Below are 15,121 nucleotides of genomic sequence, written 5' to 3'. Positions count from 1 at the left end.
CCACCCGTTTGCCCGGGTGGACGCGGGGTATCCGGCCGGCATGACCATCCCGGATCCCGACCGGCTGCACGCATTGCTGTCCGATGTGGACTTCCCGTGCGGCAGGGCGGAGCTGATCCGCCGGGCCACGGCCAACGGTGCCGACGACAGCGTCCTGGGACACCTGGGCGCGATCCCGGACTCCACCTACCCCGACCTCGACGCCGTGACCAGTGCCTGCTCCGAAATCACCTGACGAGTGGGACGACGGTGACGACGGTGACGACCGCGACGACCCAGCGGCTGCGCAAGAGCAAACTCGGCCAGCCCGGTATCAGGCGGCAGCGCAGCGGACGCGGATTCCGGTACTTCACCCCGGAGGGCGAGCCGCTGCGCGACGAGGAGACCCTGCAGCGGATCAAGAGCCTGGCCGTGCCACCCGCGTGGCGCGACGTGTGGATCTGCCCCTACCCCAACGGCCACATCCAGGCCGTCGGCACCGACGACGCCGGGCGCCGGCAGTACCGCTACCACGACCGCTGGCGGCAGGAACGGGACGAGGAGAAGCACGAGCGCGTGGTGGAACTGGCCCGCCGCCTGCCGAAGTGGCGCCTGCGGATCGCCGAGGACCTCGTGCAGCCGGGCCTGGGATGCGAACGCGTGCTGGCGGCCGCGCTGCGGATGATCGACCGCGGCGTGTTCCGCGTCGGCAGCGAGGAGTACGCCGAGAACAACGGCACCTACGGCGCAGCCACCCTGCTGCGCGAGCACGTGACGGTCAAACGGGACGAACTCACGTTCTGCTACCCCGCCAAGGGCGGGATCGAACGCAACATCACGCTGACCGACCCGGACCTCGCGGCCACCGTCAAGGCGCTGCGCCGGACGCGGTCGGGCAGCGACCGGCTGTTCGTCTACCGCACACCCAACGGCTGGCACCAGGTGCACGCCGACGAGATCAACGAGCACTTCAAGGAAATGGTCGGTGACGAGTTCACCGTGAAGGACCTGCGGACGTGGAACGCGACCGTGCTCGCCGCCGCCGCGTTCGCCGCCGCCGAACCGGTCAGCTCGCAGCGCGGGCTCAAACGCACCCAGGCCGCGGTGATGCGCCAGGTGTCCGAGGAGCTCGGCAACACGCCGGCGGTCTGCCGCAAGTCCTATGTGGACCCGCGGATCGTGGAGGCGCACAGCAAGGGCAGGACGATCCAGAACGCGCTGCGGCGCATCGGCGCGGGCGGCGTTCGCAGCGACGCGGACCGGGAGGTGCTCGAGCGCGCCGTCGTCCGGCTGCTCGGCGGCGTTTGACCGGCGTTCCCGGTGGTACCTGCAACAGGTGAAACTGCTGAGACTCCCCGGGGTGTACCGCCCGCAGGCGGACACCTGGCTGCTGATGCGCGCGATGCGGGAGGCCCGCATCCCGGCCGGTGCGCGGGTGCTCGAGGTGTGCACCGGCACCGGCGCGCTGGCGATCGCCGCGGTCCGCCACGGCGCGGCGAGCGTGACCGCCGTGGACCGGTACCTGCCCGCGGTGCTGAGCGCCCGGTTCAACACCCGCGTGCGCGGGCTTCCCGTGGAGGTCCGGCACGGCGACCTGTCCGGGAGCATCGAAGGCGCACCGTTCGACGTGGTCCTGGCCAACCCGCCGTACGTGCCGTGCGAGTCGGCCGGGGACCCGGACGGGGCGGCGCTGGCCTGGGACGCCGGTGCGGACGGGCGCAAGCACCTGGACTGCCTGTGCGACAAGGCCCACGACCTGCTCACCCCCGGCGGGACGATGCTGGTGGTCCACTCGTCACTGTGCGGCATCCGGCAGACGGTGGAGATGCTGCGGGACAACGGCCTGAAGACGTCGGTGGTCGCCCGGGCGATCGAGCCGTTCGGCCCGGTGCTGCGCAGCCGCATCGGCTTCCTGGAACGCTCCGGCCTCATCGCGCCCGGACAACGACACGAGGAACTGGTGGTGATCCGTGCCGACCGGACGGAACGCTGAACCCCGCAAGGTGACGCTCGTCGAGGGCGGGCCCGTGCTGGTGGAGGGCCCGGTCGAGCTGGAGCTGCCGGACGGCACGGTGGCCCGCTCGGACCGGTTCCTGGTGGCGCTGTGCGCGTGCCGCCGCAGCAAGCGGTACCCCTTCTGCGACACCAGCCACCGCAAGCGGGTGCGGAACGAGAACCAGACGGGAAGTGGCACTGCGGGTGGCGGAGCCTGAGGCTGGTCGACCCCGTGATCGACCAGCCCCCTGACGGCGGCCTCGATCAGCTCTCGGCGGCATCACTTGCAGTGCGAGGGCTTGGAGTACCAGGAGACCCAGCCAGGATTTGCGCCACCTCCCCAGCTGATGCACGTGTGCGCGGCCGTCATCCTCACCGGACCGGCGTAGTAGGCGTAGTCGCTGATATCTCCTACTGTTTTCCCGACACCATCGGGGCTGATGCTGTTGAGCCAGGCGAGCACCTGGGTGGGCTTTCCGCGGTCGACCTTCTTGGTCGTCACGACACAGTTCGTGGTCCCGTTGTACAGCAGGTGAACCGTCGCAATGCTGCCCAGGTCGTGGTGATCGATCTCGTGGTAGTTGTTGCCGCACGCCTCGGCCGGTGACGCCACCGCCGGTGATGCCGCCTCCGCCGGGACGCTCACGGCGACCGACCCGGCGAGCAGGCCCCCAACGGCAAGGGCAAGCCCCGCCCGCTGCTTGATTCTGCCTCAGGTGAACATTAGACAACGGAAGCATACTGCTGGTTAATGTCCCACGTGACCTTCAAGAACGCCGCCCGGGTCGTGGAGGGCACGGTCCTGGGACGCGCCTGCACGAGCTACAGCGGTTCGCGCAACGCGTTCGGTGCCCAGCAGCCCGCCGAGCACGTCCCGGCGCATGACCTGTTCGTGCACCGCGTCGGCCTCGATGTGATCGGTGCAGAAGTACAGCAAGCGGTACCCCTTCTGCGACACCAGCCACCGCAAGCGGGTGCGGAACGAGTGAGGCCCGACGGCTCCGTGAACACCGAGGTGATCACGGAGCCGCCTCCTCGATCAGCTCACCTCGGCGGCATCACTTGCAGTGCGAGGGCTCGGAGTACCACATGATCCAGCCCGGGTCTGCCGCGCCTCCCCAGCTGATGCACGTGCGCGCGGCATCCACCCGCACCGGACCGGCGTAGTAGGCGCGCTTGCCGTGATCGTCGATGTACCCGTACGAGCCATCGGGTCGCACTTTGGCGATCGCGGCGAGCACATGGGTGGGCTTTCCGCGGTCGACCTTCTTGGTCGTCACGACACAGTTCGTGGTCCCGTTGTACAGCAGGTGAACCGTCGCAATGCTGCCCAGGTCGTGGTGATCGATCTCGTGGTAGTTGTTGCCGCACGCCTCGGCCGGTGACGCCACCGCCGGTGATGCCGCCTCCGCCGGGACGCTCACGGCGACCGACCCGGCGAGCAGGCCCCCAACGGCAAGGGCAAGCCCCGCCCGCTGCTTGATTCTGCGCATCTGGCACACATCCGTTCCCTCAGGTGAACATCGGACAACCAAAGCATACTGTTGATTAATGTCCCACGTCACCCGCAAAGACCCGCCCGGGTGGTTTGGACGGCGCAGTCCTCGGGCCCGCGCCTGCGCGCGGTGGCCGCTACAGCGGTTTGCGCAACGCGCTGCGGCCCGCGCGCCACGCGCCCAGCACGTGGTCGGCGAAGCGCTGTTCCACCAGGTCGGTGGCCTGGATGCCGAACACGATGTCACCAGCGAGGTCCGGCTCGGTCTCCAGCAGCCCGCCGAGCACGTCCCGGCGCATGACCTGCTCGTGCACCGCGTCCGCCTCGATGTGCTCGGTGTAGAAGTAGCGGCACCGGTCGTCGGCGCCCAGCCGCCGCAACGCCTTGTCCAGGCGCTGCGCGCTGGGCGCGGTGGTGATCTCGGCGGCGGCGAAGTGCCCGGCCAGCGCCGCGCGGAAGCGGCGGTGCAGGCCGAACAAGGACATCATGTTGACCACCGCGAGCATGCAGGCCGGGGCGTGGTCGAGGTAGTGCAGGTAGTCCGAGTTCATCCCGGCGCCGTCGAGCAGATCGGCGTAGAGCTGGGCGTGCACCTGGCTGGGGTGGCCGCCGCCGTACTCGTCGAACTCCACGGCCACCAGGGCCGCCTTCGGTTTGCCGCGCAACCGCGGGATGACCCACGCGTGCGGGTCGGCCTCCTTGTGGTGGTAGACCGAGCGCAACGCGAAATACTCCCGGATCTGGTCCCAGGTGCCCTCCGCCGCCAGGAAGTGGGACAGGCCGGTGCCGTGCACCGGTTCCACCAGCAGGGGCGCCAGTGCCTCCTCGACGTCGTCCCCGCCGGCGGTGTGGGCCCGCAGCTCGGCCAGGAAGACGCGCTCCATCGCGGCACGCAGCCGCAGCAGGTCGGGGTCCCACTCCCAGTCCGGGTCGACCCCGGTGAAGCCCTGGTAGTGCAGCTCGTAGCAGACGTGCAGGGCCAGCTGCAGGTCCTCGCCGAACGGGTCGGCGGCCGCGGTCACCGGCAGCTCCGGGAACTCCCCGCGCTCGTCGCGGCCCAGCGCCTCGATCACGGCTTCGGACAGCGGTCCCCGGGCCGCCGGGAGGGCAGCCGAAAGCGTCATGGCGGTCGTCACGGGCGGCGGATACCCGCGGCGGTCGGGCGTCAACCCTGGTGGGTGATCGTGGCGAGGAGCGCGGGCAGGCCGGCCGCGGCCGCCTTGCGCTGCCGGCGCGCGCCGCTGCCCTCGTGCCGCAGCCGCTCCAGCACCGCCGCCACCAGGTCGCGGTCCCCGGTCTCGTCCAGAGCGGGTGCGACGTGCCGGACCAGCTCGCCGACGAGCTGCCAGGCCGGTACCCGGCGCGCCTCCAGCGGGTGCACGCCCTCGCCGTCGATCCCGTCCCGCGCGGCGGCCCACAGCGCGGCCGCACCCACCTGGCCGGAGAACTCCGGCGGCGCGGCCCCGTCGGCCACGTCGTGCAGGGCACGGCGCACCAGCGCCCGGGACAGCACCGCCTGCAGCACCGCCTCGTCCACAGTAGACACCGCGTCGGCGACGCGGAACTCCACGGTGGGGAACGCCGCCGAGGGCCGGACGAGCCAGAACGACATCGACTCGTCCACCAGCGCACCGCACGCCACCAGCCGCCCGACCTCGGCCTGGTAGGACTCGAGGTCCGGGAAGTACGGCGGGATCCCGGCACCGGGGAACCGTGACTGCTGCACCATCCGCCAGCTGCCGTAGCCGGTGTCCCGGCCGCGGTCGAACGGCGAGTTCACCGATAGGGCCAGCAGGGACGGCAACCACGGGCGCAGGTGGTTCATCACCCCGACCGCCGTCCCCGGATCCGGCACGCCGACGTGCACGTGGCACCCGCACGCCTCGTAGTCACCGACCACCCCCCGGTAGATCCGGTCGATGTCGCCGAACCGGCCGTCCTGACCGTCCGATGTGGACGGTCCGGACAGGACCGGCGTGCCGCACGAGGCGATGACCGCACCGTGCACCCGGGCCACGCCGGCGAGCGCCGCGCGGTTGCCGACGAGCTGCTCGCGCACCTGCCGCGCCGAGGTGCACACCCCCGTCGAAGCCTCCACCTGGGTGGGCCGCAGTTCCCGGTGCAACCGGGCGCCGGGCGGCAGCGGCGGGTCGGCGGCGAGGATCGCCGCGGCGCGCGGGAGGGTCGCCCCGGTGGCCGGGTCGAGCAGCAGGAACTCCTCCTCGACCCCGATGGTCAGGCCGGCGGCAGGGGCCGGGTCGCCGGGCCCTGGATCACCGAGCCATCCGTGCCGAATCGCGATCCGTGGCATGCGCAGTCCCAGGTCTTCTCGGCGTTGTTGAACGCGACCACGCACCCCAGGTGCGTGCAGCGGGCGCTGACCTCCCGCAGCCGCCCGTCCTCGCCCCGGTAGGACGCGACGAGATCGGTGCCCCGGCGCGCCACCTGCGCGGTGCCCGGAGCGAGCTCGTCCACTGTGGCGGTGAGCGCACGGGTGTATCCGGTCACGTAGTGCCTGCCGACCTTGACACCGTCCTCGGCGAGGGTGATCGAGGACCGCAGGTCGAAGCGGTTGGGGTCGAACAAGCCGGCGGCGGGGTGACCGGCGCCGCTGATCAGGTCCGTGAGCAGGAGCCCGGCGGCGGTGCCACCGGACATGCCCCACTGGCCGAAGCCGGTGGCGACCCACACGTGCGCGGTGGCCGGGTGGTAGCGGCCGACGTAGGGCACGTCGTCCAGCGTGCTCATGTCGTGCGCCGACCAGCGGTGCGTGACCCCGGTGACGCCGAAGGTCGCGGCGGCCCCGGCGAGCCGCTGGTAACGGGCCTCGACGTCGACCGGTTCGCCCGTGCGGTAGTGCTCGCCGCCGACGATCACGTAGTGGCGGTCGCCCTCGGTGTGCCCGCGGATCGACCGGTGCGTGACCGCGTCGAGGTACATCCCCGGCGGCGCCTGCCCGTACCCGGCGACGACGAGGTCACGGGTGATGTCCAGGCGCGCCCAGTACAGGCCCCGGTCGAAGACCGGGTAGTGGGTGGTCACCACGACGTCGCGGGCCTTGACCCGGCCGCGGTCGGTGTGCACGACCGGCGAGGGCCGCTCGTCGAGCTGGCGCGCCCGCACACGCTCGACGATCCGCCCGCCGAGCCGCTCGACGTGCTCGGCCAGGCCGAGCAGCCAGCGTCGCGGGTGGAACTGGGCCTGATCGATGAACCGCACCGCACCGACCGTGGCGATCGGCAGGTCGACGTGCTCGACGAAGTCCGCGGGCAGGCCGGCCTCGGCCGCGGCGTCGGCCTCCTCCTGCAACCGGCCGAGCTGGGCGGCGTCGGTCGAGTAGACGAAGCTGTCCCGGCGGGTGAACCCGCACTCGATGCCCAGTTCGCTCGCGGTGGCCGCCACCCACTCGACCGCGTCCAGCTGGGTGCGCCCGTACTGGGCGGCGGCGTCCGCGCCCTTGCGGGAGACCAGCGCGGCGTACTTGAGCGCGTGCTGGGCGGACAGCTTGGCCGTGGTGTGACCGGAGACACCGGAGGCCACCTCCGCTGCCTCGAGCACCAGCACCGACTTCCCGGCGCGCGCCAGGCCGAAGGCGGTGGTCAGGCCGGCGATCCCGGCGCCGATGACCACCACGTCGGCCTCGGCGGGCAGCTCCCGCCCGGCCCGGTCCGGCGCCGGAGCGGTCTCCACCCAGAGCGAACGCGGGGCGGGCAGCTTGACGGTCACGGCCCAGATTGCCCTGGCGGGGCGGGATCGAAACGCCGCGCACCCGGTCACGGGCCCGTCACTTCCGGACCGCGTGCCGGCCGGCGCCGCGTTCCCGGCCGCGGCCCTCCTCCCGGACCGGCGCCCGCTCACCCCGGCATCGGTTCCGCTGTCCGCTCCGGATCGCGTTTCCGCCGGTACTCGCCGAGATCGGGCACGTGGGCGACGGTACCCGTCACCCGCCGGTGTTTACCGTTGAGCGACAACGGGGATCAACTCGGGGTGAGTGAAACCGACATTTTCGTGCTGGGACTCGACGACGCGAACATGCGCACCCTGCGACGCATACCGGGAGCGGAGAACTACCGCTACCACGGGCTGCTGTCGCAGGCGGACGTGCAGGAAGGCGACATCGACATCGCCGGCCTGATCGACCGGGCCGTGGCGGAACTGGACGCCTTCGACGGGAAGATCGGCGCCGTCGTCGGCTACTGGGACTTCCCGGTGACCACCATGGTGCCCATCCTCGGCCGCCGCTACGGACTGCCGACGCCGAACCTGGAAGGCGTGCTCAAGTGCGAGCACAAGTACTGGAGCCGCCTGGAACAGCAGAAGGTCACCGACGCGCACCCGAAGTTCGCGCTCGTCGACCTCGACGGCGACCCGGAGCCGCCGGCGGACCTGTCGTTCCCGATGTGGCTCAAGCCGGTCAAGTCGTTCTCGTCCGAACTGGCCTTCCACGTCAAGGACGAACAGGACTTCGCCCAGGCCGTGCGGGAGATCCGCGCCGGGATCGGCCGCGTCGGCAAGCCGTTCCAGTACATCCTGGACCAGGTGACCGATGTGGACATCCCGCCCGAGGTGGCCGAGGCGGGCGCGCTCGCCGCGCTGGCCGAGGAGGAGATGACCGGTCAGCAGGCGGCCACCGAGGGTTTCGTGTACGACGGCGAAGTCGTCGTCTACGGTGCGCTGGACTCGCTGAACTACCCGGACAGCTCGTCGTTCCTGCGCCACCAGTACCCGTCGCAGCTGCCCGCGCCGGTCGTGCAGAAGATGCGCGACGTGTCCACGAAGGTCATCGAGCAGATCGGCCTGAACAACTCCACGTTCTCCATCGAGTTCTTCTGCCGGCCGGAGACCGGTGAGGTGAAGCTGCTGGAGATCAACCCGCGGCACTCGCAGTCGCACGCGGAGATGTTCGAGAACGTCGACGGTGTGCCCGACCACTACAACATGATCGAGCTCGGCCTGGGCCGGCGCCCGCGGATGCCGCGCGACCGCGGCGAGTACCGGATCGCGGCGAAGTGGTACCACCGCCGGTTCGAAGACGGCATCGTCAAGCGCATCCCCACCGCCGCCGAACTGGAGCGGCTGCGGGCCGAGATCCCCGGCGTCGAGGTGGACATCGTGCCGGCGGAGGGACAACGTCTGTCCGATATGGACGCCCAGGACAGCTACAGCTACGAGCTGGCCTTCGTCTACGTCGGCGCGGACAGCGAGGACGAGCTGAAGGACAAGTACCAGCGCACCATCGACTCGCTGCACTTCGAGTTCGAGGAGGTCTGATCGGCCATGCGGGAGGTCCGCTCCCTGCCGTACGAGATCACTGTGGAAGAACACGTCTGGATACCGGTGTCGGACGGCACGCGGCTGGCCGCGAAGATCTGGCGGCCGGTGTCCGCCGACCACGAACCCGTGCCCGGGATCTGCGAGTACATCCCGTACCGCAAGCGGGACCTGACCGCGGTCCGGGACTCGGTGCACCACCCGTACCTGGCCGGGCACGGCTACGCGTGCGTCCGGGTGGATCTGCGGGGCACCGGCGAGTCGGAGGGTGTCCTGACCGACGAGTACGTCGAGCAGGAGCAGCGCGACGCCGAGGACGTGCTGGCCTGGATCGCGGCGCAGCCGTGGTGCGACGGCCGCACCGGCATGATGGGCATCTCCTGGGGCGCGTTCGCCGCGTTGCAGGTCGCGGCGCGGAAACCGCCGACCCTGCGGGCGATCGTCATCTCGTCGTTCACCGACGACCGCTACTCCGACGACTTCCACTACATGGGCGGCTGCATGCTGTCGGACAACCTCGGCGAGGCCGGCACCATGTTCGCCTACAGCACGCTGCCGCCGGACCCGGCCCTGGTCGGCGAGCGCTGGCGCGACATGTGGCGCGAGCGGATCGAGGGCGTCGGGCCGTGGGTGGACACGTGGCTGGAGCACCAGCGCCGCGACGAGTACTGGTGCCACGCCTCGGTGTGCGAGAGCTACAGCGACGTCCAGGTGCCGGTGCTGGCCTCCAGCGGCTGGGCCGACGGCTACTCCAACGCGGTCACCCGGCTGCTGGCGAACCTGTCCGTGCCGCGCAAGGGCCTGATCGGCCCGTGGTCGCACAAGTACCCGCACCTGGGCGAGCCCGGCCCGGCGATCGGGTACCTGCAGGAGGTCGTGCGCTGGTGGGACCACTGGCTCAAGGACCGCGACAACGGCGTGATGGACGGGCCGATGCTGCTGACCTGGATGCAGGACAGCGTGCCGCCCTCCACGTCCTACCAGGAGCGTCCCGGCCGGTGGGTCGGTGAGCCGCAGTGGCCCTCGCCGCACATCGACTGGCGCACCTACCCCCTGGCGCCGCACCGCATCGCGCGCCGGGACGAGGAGGTGGCGGACACCCCGCTGCCGGTGGAGTCCCCGTTGTCGGTCGGCCAGTTCGCGGGCAAGTGGGCCTCCTACAACGCACCGCCGGACCTGCCCTACGACCAGCGCGAGGAGGACGGCGGGTCGCTCGTGTTCGACGGCGACGAGCTGACCGAGACGTGTGAGATCCTCGGCGCGCCGAAGGTCCGGCTGGAGCTGTCGGTGGACAAACCCGTGGCGATGGTCGCGGCCCGGCTGTCCGATGTGCACCCCGACGGGCGCGCCACGCGCGTCACCTACGGGATGCTCAACCTCACCCACCGGGACAGCCACCACGACCCCCAGCCGCTGGAACCCGGCAAGCGCTACCAGGTCGAGCTCGAGCTCAACGGCGTTGCGCAGGCTTTCCCGCCCGGCCACCGGATCCGCCTGTCGCTGTCCACTTCGTACTGGCCGCTGGCGTGGCCGGCGCCGGAACCGGCCCGGCTGACCGTTCACCCGAAGGGCAGCAGCCTGACGCTGCCGGTCCGGCCGATCCGGGAGTCCGACGAGGTGACCGGGCCGGTGTTCGGCGAGCCGGAGGGCTCGCCACCGATGACCTCGACCGTGCTGCGCCCCGGGGAACAGCGGTGGACGGTGTCGCGCGACCTGGTCGACTACCGGTCCGCGCTGGAGATCGTCAAGGACTCGGGCACCGTGCGGCTGGACGACATCGACCTCGAGGTGTCCCGCCGCGCCTACGAGCGCTACAGCTCGGTCGCCGACGATTTCGCCTCGGTACGCGGCGAGACGAAGTGGAGTATGACGTTCGCGCGCGGGGACTGGGAAGCCCGCACGGAGACGCACACGGTGCTGGCCTGCACGCCCACCGAGTTCGTGCTGCACGCGACGCTCGACGGGTACGAGGGGGCGCAACGGGTGTTCTCCCGCAACTGGCAGCGGCGGTTCCCGCGCGACCTGGTCTGAGTTTCGCCGCCGCGGAGCAGGGGTAACCGCCGCCGGTGATCGGGAAGACCAGCCTGCACGCGAAACTGCTGATCGCCCAGATGCTGCTCACCGCGCGCAAGCGCACGTTCACCGATGTGGACGCCCTGCACAAGAGCATGGGACCACGGCAGCAACGGGAGAACGCGGTGCCCCCGCCCGCGGTGCGCGCCCAGGTCGACATCGACCGCACCGAGGTGCACGGGCATCCGGTGTACACGCTGCGGCCCAGGGCGAACGCCGCCCCGCGGCACGTCGTGTACTTCCACGGCGGGGCGTACGTGCACCAGATCCAGGGCGACCACTGGAAGTTCTTCGCCCGGCTGATCGGGCGAACCGGCTGCACCGTCACCGCGCCGCTGTACCCGCTGGCACCCGGCAGCCACTACGACGAAACGCTGTCGATGATCCAGGCCACCTACAAGGAAGTGCTGGGCGGTGTGGCGCCCGGGGAGCAGATCCTGATGGGCGACTCGGCCGGCGGTGGCCTGTCCCTGACGCTCGCCCGGGCACTGCGCGACGAGGGCCGGCCGCAGCCGAAGGAGATCGTGCTGCTCTCACCGTGGCTGGACATCACGATGACCGACCCGGCGCAGCCCGGGTACGACCGGCACGACCCGTACCTGGGCATCACCGGGCTGCGGGAGGCCGGCCGCCTCTACGCCGGCGCGCTGGACCCGGCCGACGAACTCGTCAGCCCCCTGCACGGCGATCTGCGCGGGCTGGGCGCGCTGAGCTGCTTCATCGGGACGCGGGACGTGCTGCTCGCCGACGCGCGCAACCTGTACCACAAGGCGGCCGCCCAGGGCGTGCCACTGGAGTACTGGGAGTACAGCGGGATGTTCCACGCGTGGATGATCGCGAACATCCCGGAAGCGAAACACGCCCTGGACCGGATCGCGGAGCTGGTGACGCGGTGAGCGGGCTGCCGGCGGCCTCGGTGCCCGAGACGGTGCAGGTGCTCGCCACCGTCCTCGGCCCGCCGCTCGCCGGCGGGGTGATCAAACGCCGCCCCCGCGTGATCACGGCTCTGGAGAAGATCCAGGCCGACGCCTCCGCCGTGCGCACCCTGCGGAAGCTGCGGGCGCGACACGGCCCCGGGCTGGTGCGCCTGGCGGTGCCCGGCCGGTCGTTCGCGCTGGTGCTGTCCGCCGACGATGTGGGGCGCGTGCTGGCCCGGTCGCCCGAGCCGTTCACCCCGGCGAACCTGGAGAAACGCGCGGCGCTGTCGCAGTTCCAGCCGCACGGCGTGCTGATCTCCGGCGGGCCGGACCGCGCACGCCGCCGGGAGTGGAACGAACGCGCCCTGGAGACCGGCCGGCCGGTGCACCACCTGGCGCCGTCGGTGGAGGCGAAGGTCGCCGGCGAGTTCGGCGCGCTGGGACCGGGACCACTGGACTGGGACACGTTCGCCCCGGTGTGGTGGCGGCTGGTGCGCCGGATCGTGTTCGGCGACCACGCACGCGACGACCAGGTGACGACCGACCTGCTGGGACGGTTGCGCCTGGCAGCGAACTGGTCGTACCTGCTGCCGCGGCGGCGCCGGCTGCGGGACGAGTTCCTCGGCCGGGTGCGCGCGCTGCTGGCCCACGCCGACGGGGACAGCCTGGCCGGGGCGTCGGCGGCTGCCGACGACGAGGCGGCGAGCCAGGTCGCGCACTGGCTGTTCGCGTTCGACGCGGCCGGGATGGTCACGTTCCGGACGCTGGCCCTGCTGGCCACGCATCCCGCGCAGCGGCAGCAGGCCCGCCAGGACCTCGCCTCCGGAGCCGCGCGGGGTTACCTGCGAGCGTGCGTGCTGGACACGGTGCGGCTGTGGCCGACCACGCCGGCGATCCTGCGGGACACGACCGAGGAGCTGGACTGGGACGGGCACCGGGTGCCCGCGGGCACCGGTCTGCTGATTTTCGCGCCGCTGTTCCACCGCGACGAGTCCCGGTTGCCCTACGCGCACAGTTTCACGCCGGAGATCTGGCTGGACGGGCGGGCGCAGCGGGAACCGTCACTGGTGCCGTTCAGCGCCGGCCCGGGCGAGTGCCCGGCGAAGAACCTGGTGCTGTTCACGACATCGGCCGTGCTCGCGACGATGATCAAGGACCGGGACTACACAGTGGACTCCGCACCGAAACCCGCGCCGGGCCGTCCGCTGCCGGCCACGTTCGACAACTTTTCGTTGCGCCTGACGGCTCACCCGTGAGGTTAGGCCCGGATCGGGTGGGTACCGGTCGGGTGGAATCTTCGAACGGACCGAAACGGAGCCACGATGACCGCCACGGACAAACCGGACCTGATCTCGGTGATCATCTCCGACCACCGGCACGTCGAGCGCGTCTTCACCGAGCTGGAGGCGGGCACCGGCACCCCCGAGCACCGCCGCGACCTCGCCGACCACGTGATCGCCGAGCTGGTGCGGCACTCGGTCGCCGAGGAGCAGTTCATGTACCCGGCGGCCCGCAAGTACCTGGAGAACGGCGACCAGCTCGCCGACCACGAACTGGAGGAGCACGCCGAGGCCGAGGAGGTCATGAAGCAGCTCGAGGACGTGCCGGCGACCGACCCGCGCTTCGACGAGCTGATGCGGCAGCTCATGCAGGACATCCGGCACCACATCGAGGACGAGGAGCAGGACCTGCTGCCCAAGCTGCAGGCGGCCTGCTCGGCCGAGGAACTGCAGGACCTGGGCGACAAGGTGGAGCGGGCCAAGAAGATGGCCCCGACGCGCCCGCACCCCAGCGCCCCGGACCGCCCGCCGCTGAACCTGATCCTCGACCCGGGCGCCGGCCTGATCGACAAGATCCGCGACCGGCTCTCCAAGCGCAACACCTGAACCTGCCGGAACCCCTCGCCGTTGCGGAGCCCCTCGCCCTCCCGGCGAGGGGCTCCGCCATTCCCGCGAGCGGTTTCCGGCCCCACCCCCGGCGGCCACGGCCCACCGCCCGGCGGCCATCAGCCAACACACCGCGCGCACCAGCCAACACACCGCCCGCTAGCGCAAACACGCGGCGCCCAGCGGCAAACACGCGGCCCGCTAGGGCAAACACGCCGCGTGTTTGCCGGTCCGGGCGGCGTGTTTGCCGGTCCGGGCGGCGTGTTTGCTGCTCCGGGTGGGGTGTTGGGCGGTCGGGGTCACATCATCTCGGGTACCGAGCGCAGGTCGGCCACCAGCGCGGCGTAGGCCTCGTCGCGGTCCGGTGCCCGCAGCACCGAGGACGGGTGCACGGTGGCCAGGACCCGCTCCGGCCGCCCGGCGAACTCCTCCGGCGCGGGCAGCAGCTCACCCCGGTGAGCGGTCACCCGGAACGACGGCCCCATCAGCGACGACGCGGCGGTGGCCCCGAGCAGAACCACCACCGACGGCTGCACGGCCTCGAGCTCGGCCACCAGCCACGGCCGGCACGCGACGATCTCCCCGCGCGACGGCTTCTTGTGGATCCGCTGCTTGCCCCGCTCACCGCGGACGAACTTGAAGTGCTTCACCGCGTTGGTCACATACACCTGCGAGCGGTCGACGCCGGCTTCGTCGAGCGCCCGGTCCAGCAGCCGGCCCGCGGGCCCGACGAAGGGCTCCCCCGCGACGTCCTCCTTGTCCCCCGGCTGTTCCCCGAGCATCAGGACCTTCGCCGGCGCCGGGCCGTCCCCGAACACCGTCTGCGTCGCGTCCCGGTGGAGGTCGCACCCCTGGCAGCGCAGCGCCGCCGAGCGGAGCCGGTCCAGCGAGCGGCTGTCCGGCACGAACTCGGCGGCGTCGCGTCGGGTACTGGTGGCCATCAGCTGCCCGGGCGGTCCACGTCACCCCGCCACGCGCCGGTCTCCTGACCGCCACGCTTTTCGATGAACGCCTTGAACCGCTCCATGTCCCCGTGCACCCGGCGGTCCAGGATGCCCAGCTTGTCGGCCGCCTTCTCGACGAACCCGTCCGGGTCGATGTCCATTTGCGCCGTGACGCGGGTCTGGTTGTCCCCCAGCCGGTGGAAGGTGATGACCCCGGCGTGGCTGGGACCGGAGTCGGCCCGCCACGCCACCCGCTCGTCGGGGTGCTGCTCGGTGATGGTCGCGTCGAATTCGCGGGTCACCCCACCGATCTTGGTCACCCAGTGCGTGTGGGTGTCGTCGACCTGCCGGATCTCCTCCACGCCCTCCATGAACTCCGGGAAGGACTCGAACTGGGTCCACTGGTTGTACGCGGTGTGCACGTCGACGTCCACGTCGACGGATTCGGTGATCGTGCTCATTTCGGCATTTCTCCTTTCACCCGATCGTTGTCCGGGTACCTCGGGGCCGGCCGCTTACACGTCCACCGGTAGCGCCGATCGCGCCAGAACCGGGACAGGT

At 71.3% G+C, this 15,121-nt stretch carries 16 protein-coding genes; 9 read left to right on the top strand and 7 right to left on the bottom strand.

The annotated features are described in order from the left end of the window. The first annotated feature begins 40 nt into the window (after nt 1-40). Genes FHX46_RS10040 through FHX46_RS10025 form a run of 4 tightly spaced genes read left to right on the top strand, consistent with a single transcriptional unit; the run spans nt 41 to nt 2,192 of the window. Nucleotides 41-235, top strand: a complete 195-nt coding sequence (locus tag FHX46_RS10040) for a DUF2795 domain-containing protein (protein ID WP_208400085.1) — start codon at nt 41-43, stop codon at nt 233-235. Nucleotides 236-258: 23 nt separating this feature from the next. Continuing rightward, a complete protein-coding gene (locus FHX46_RS10035) occupies nt 259-1,287 on the top strand; it encodes a DNA topoisomerase IB (protein WP_167112707.1) in 1,029 nt (342 codons plus the stop codon). Nucleotides 1,288-1,315: 28 nt separating this feature from the next. After that, complete coding sequence (locus tag FHX46_RS10030; RefSeq protein ID WP_167112705.1) at nt 1,316-1,972, top strand: HemK2/MTQ2 family protein methyltransferase; 657 nt, start codon at nt 1,316-1,318, stop codon at nt 1,970-1,972. Further along, nucleotides 1,950-2,192, top strand: coding sequence for a CDGSH iron-sulfur domain-containing protein (locus FHX46_RS10025; protein WP_167112703.1), 243 nt, complete (start codon nt 1,950-1,952; stop codon nt 2,190-2,192). The genes FHX46_RS10030 and FHX46_RS10025 overlap by 23 nt, the downstream gene beginning before the upstream one ends. A gap of 62 nt (nt 2,193-2,254) precedes the next feature. Here FHX46_RS10025 and FHX46_RS10020 read toward each other — a convergent pair whose 3' ends face one another. The 5 genes from FHX46_RS10020 to FHX46_RS10000 all read right to left on the bottom strand — a co-directional run bounded on the left by FHX46_RS10020 (nt 2,255) and on the right by FHX46_RS10000 (nt 7,195). After that, on the bottom strand, nt 2,255-2,620 hold the full coding sequence (locus FHX46_RS10020) for a hypothetical protein (protein WP_167112701.1): 366 nt from the start codon (nt 2,618-2,620) through the stop codon (nt 2,255-2,257). 412 nt (nt 2,621-3,032) lie between these two features. Further along, nucleotides 3,033-3,476, bottom strand: a complete 444-nt coding sequence (locus FHX46_RS10015; RefSeq protein WP_167112699.1) for a hypothetical protein — start codon at nt 3,474-3,476, stop codon at nt 3,033-3,035. A 130-nt stretch (nt 3,477-3,606) separates the two neighbouring features. Then, nucleotides 3,607-4,593 carry an iron-containing redox enzyme family protein gene (locus tag FHX46_RS10010; RefSeq protein ID WP_167121330.1) on the bottom strand — a complete coding sequence of 329 codons (987 nt, stop codon included), beginning with the start codon at nt 4,591-4,593 and terminating at the stop codon, nt 3,607-3,609. A 41-nt stretch (nt 4,594-4,634) separates the two neighbouring features. Further along, nucleotides 4,635-5,780, bottom strand: coding sequence for a carboxylate-amine ligase (locus FHX46_RS10005; protein ID WP_167112697.1), 1,146 nt, complete (start codon nt 5,778-5,780; stop codon nt 4,635-4,637). Continuing rightward, nucleotides 5,705-7,195 (bottom strand): FAD-dependent oxidoreductase, encoded by a 1,491-nt coding sequence (locus FHX46_RS10000; protein ID WP_167112695.1) that lies wholly within the window; start codon nt 7,193-7,195, stop codon nt 5,705-5,707. The genes FHX46_RS10005 and FHX46_RS10000 overlap by 76 nt, the downstream gene beginning before the upstream one ends. A 261-nt stretch (nt 7,196-7,456) precedes the next feature. Between FHX46_RS10000 and FHX46_RS09995 the strand changes: the two genes are divergently transcribed. The 5 genes from FHX46_RS09995 (at nt 7,457) to FHX46_RS09975 (ending at nt 13,616) form a co-directional block, all read left to right on the top strand. After that, nucleotides 7,457-8,740, top strand: a complete 1,284-nt coding sequence (locus tag FHX46_RS09995) for an ATP-grasp domain-containing protein (RefSeq protein WP_313886076.1) — start codon at nt 7,457-7,459, stop codon at nt 8,738-8,740. Nucleotides 8,741-8,746: 6 nt separating this feature from the next. Then, nucleotides 8,747-10,771, top strand: a complete 2,025-nt coding sequence (locus tag FHX46_RS09990) for a CocE/NonD family hydrolase (RefSeq protein WP_167112693.1) — start codon at nt 8,747-8,749, stop codon at nt 10,769-10,771. 35 nt (nt 10,772-10,806) lie between these two features. Further along, nucleotides 10,807-11,709, top strand: a complete 903-nt coding sequence (locus FHX46_RS09985) for an alpha/beta hydrolase fold domain-containing protein (protein WP_167112691.1) — start codon at nt 10,807-10,809, stop codon at nt 11,707-11,709. Then, entirely contained in the window at nt 11,706-12,986 is a 1,281-nt protein-coding gene (locus FHX46_RS09980; protein ID WP_167112688.1) for a cytochrome P450, read from the top strand. Before FHX46_RS09985 ends, FHX46_RS09980 begins: the two co-directional genes overlap by 4 nt. A gap of 66 nt (nt 12,987-13,052) precedes the next feature. After that, the gene (locus FHX46_RS09975) at nt 13,053-13,616 is read left to right on the top strand and encodes a hemerythrin domain-containing protein (protein ID WP_167112686.1); all 564 of its coding nucleotides are present in this window, start codon (nt 13,053-13,055) and stop codon (nt 13,614-13,616) included. Between the two features lie 299 nt (nt 13,617-13,915). Here the strand turns inward: FHX46_RS09975 and FHX46_RS09970 are convergent, their stop codons facing one another. Continuing rightward, nucleotides 13,916-14,557 (bottom strand): UdgX family uracil-DNA binding protein, encoded by a 642-nt coding sequence (locus tag FHX46_RS09970; protein ID WP_167112685.1) that lies wholly within the window; start codon nt 14,555-14,557, stop codon nt 13,916-13,918. Continuing rightward, entirely contained in the window at nt 14,557-15,021 is a 465-nt protein-coding gene (locus tag FHX46_RS09965; protein ID WP_167112683.1) for an SRPBCC family protein, read from the bottom strand. Before FHX46_RS09965 ends, FHX46_RS09970 begins: the two co-directional genes overlap by 1 nt. Between the last annotated feature and the right edge of the window lie 100 nt (nt 15,022-15,121).

The sequence above is a fragment of the Amycolatopsis viridis genome (genome assembly GCF_011758765.1).
Taxonomy (GTDB): domain Bacteria; phylum Actinomycetota; class Actinomycetes; order Mycobacteriales; family Pseudonocardiaceae; genus Amycolatopsis_E; species Amycolatopsis_E viridis.
This window is presented reverse-complemented; position numbering and strand designations above follow the sequence as displayed.

Coding starts and splice junctions, on each gene's coding strand:
- FHX46_RS10040 (WP_208400085.1), top strand. CDS start 41: ATGACCATCCCGGATCCCGACCGGCTGCACGCATTGCTGTCCGATGTG.
- FHX46_RS10010 (WP_167121330.1), bottom strand. CDS start 4,593: ATGACGCTTTCGGCTGCCCTCCCGGCGGCCCGGGGACCGCTGTCCGAA.
- FHX46_RS10005 (WP_167112697.1), bottom strand. CDS start 5,780: ATGCCACGGATCGCGATTCGGCACGGATGGCTCGGTGATCCAGGGCCC.
- FHX46_RS09990 (WP_167112693.1), top strand. CDS start 8,747: ATGCGGGAGGTCCGCTCCCTGCCGTACGAGATCACTGTGGAAGAACAC.
- FHX46_RS09975 (WP_167112686.1), top strand. CDS start 13,053: ATGACCGCCACGGACAAACCGGACCTGATCTCGGTGATCATCTCCGAC.
- FHX46_RS09970 (WP_167112685.1), bottom strand. CDS start 14,557: ATGGCCACCAGTACCCGACGCGACGCCGCCGAGTTCGTGCCGGACAGC.
- FHX46_RS09965 (WP_167112683.1), bottom strand. CDS start 15,021: ATGAGCACGATCACCGAATCCGTCGACGTGGACGTCGACGTGCACACC.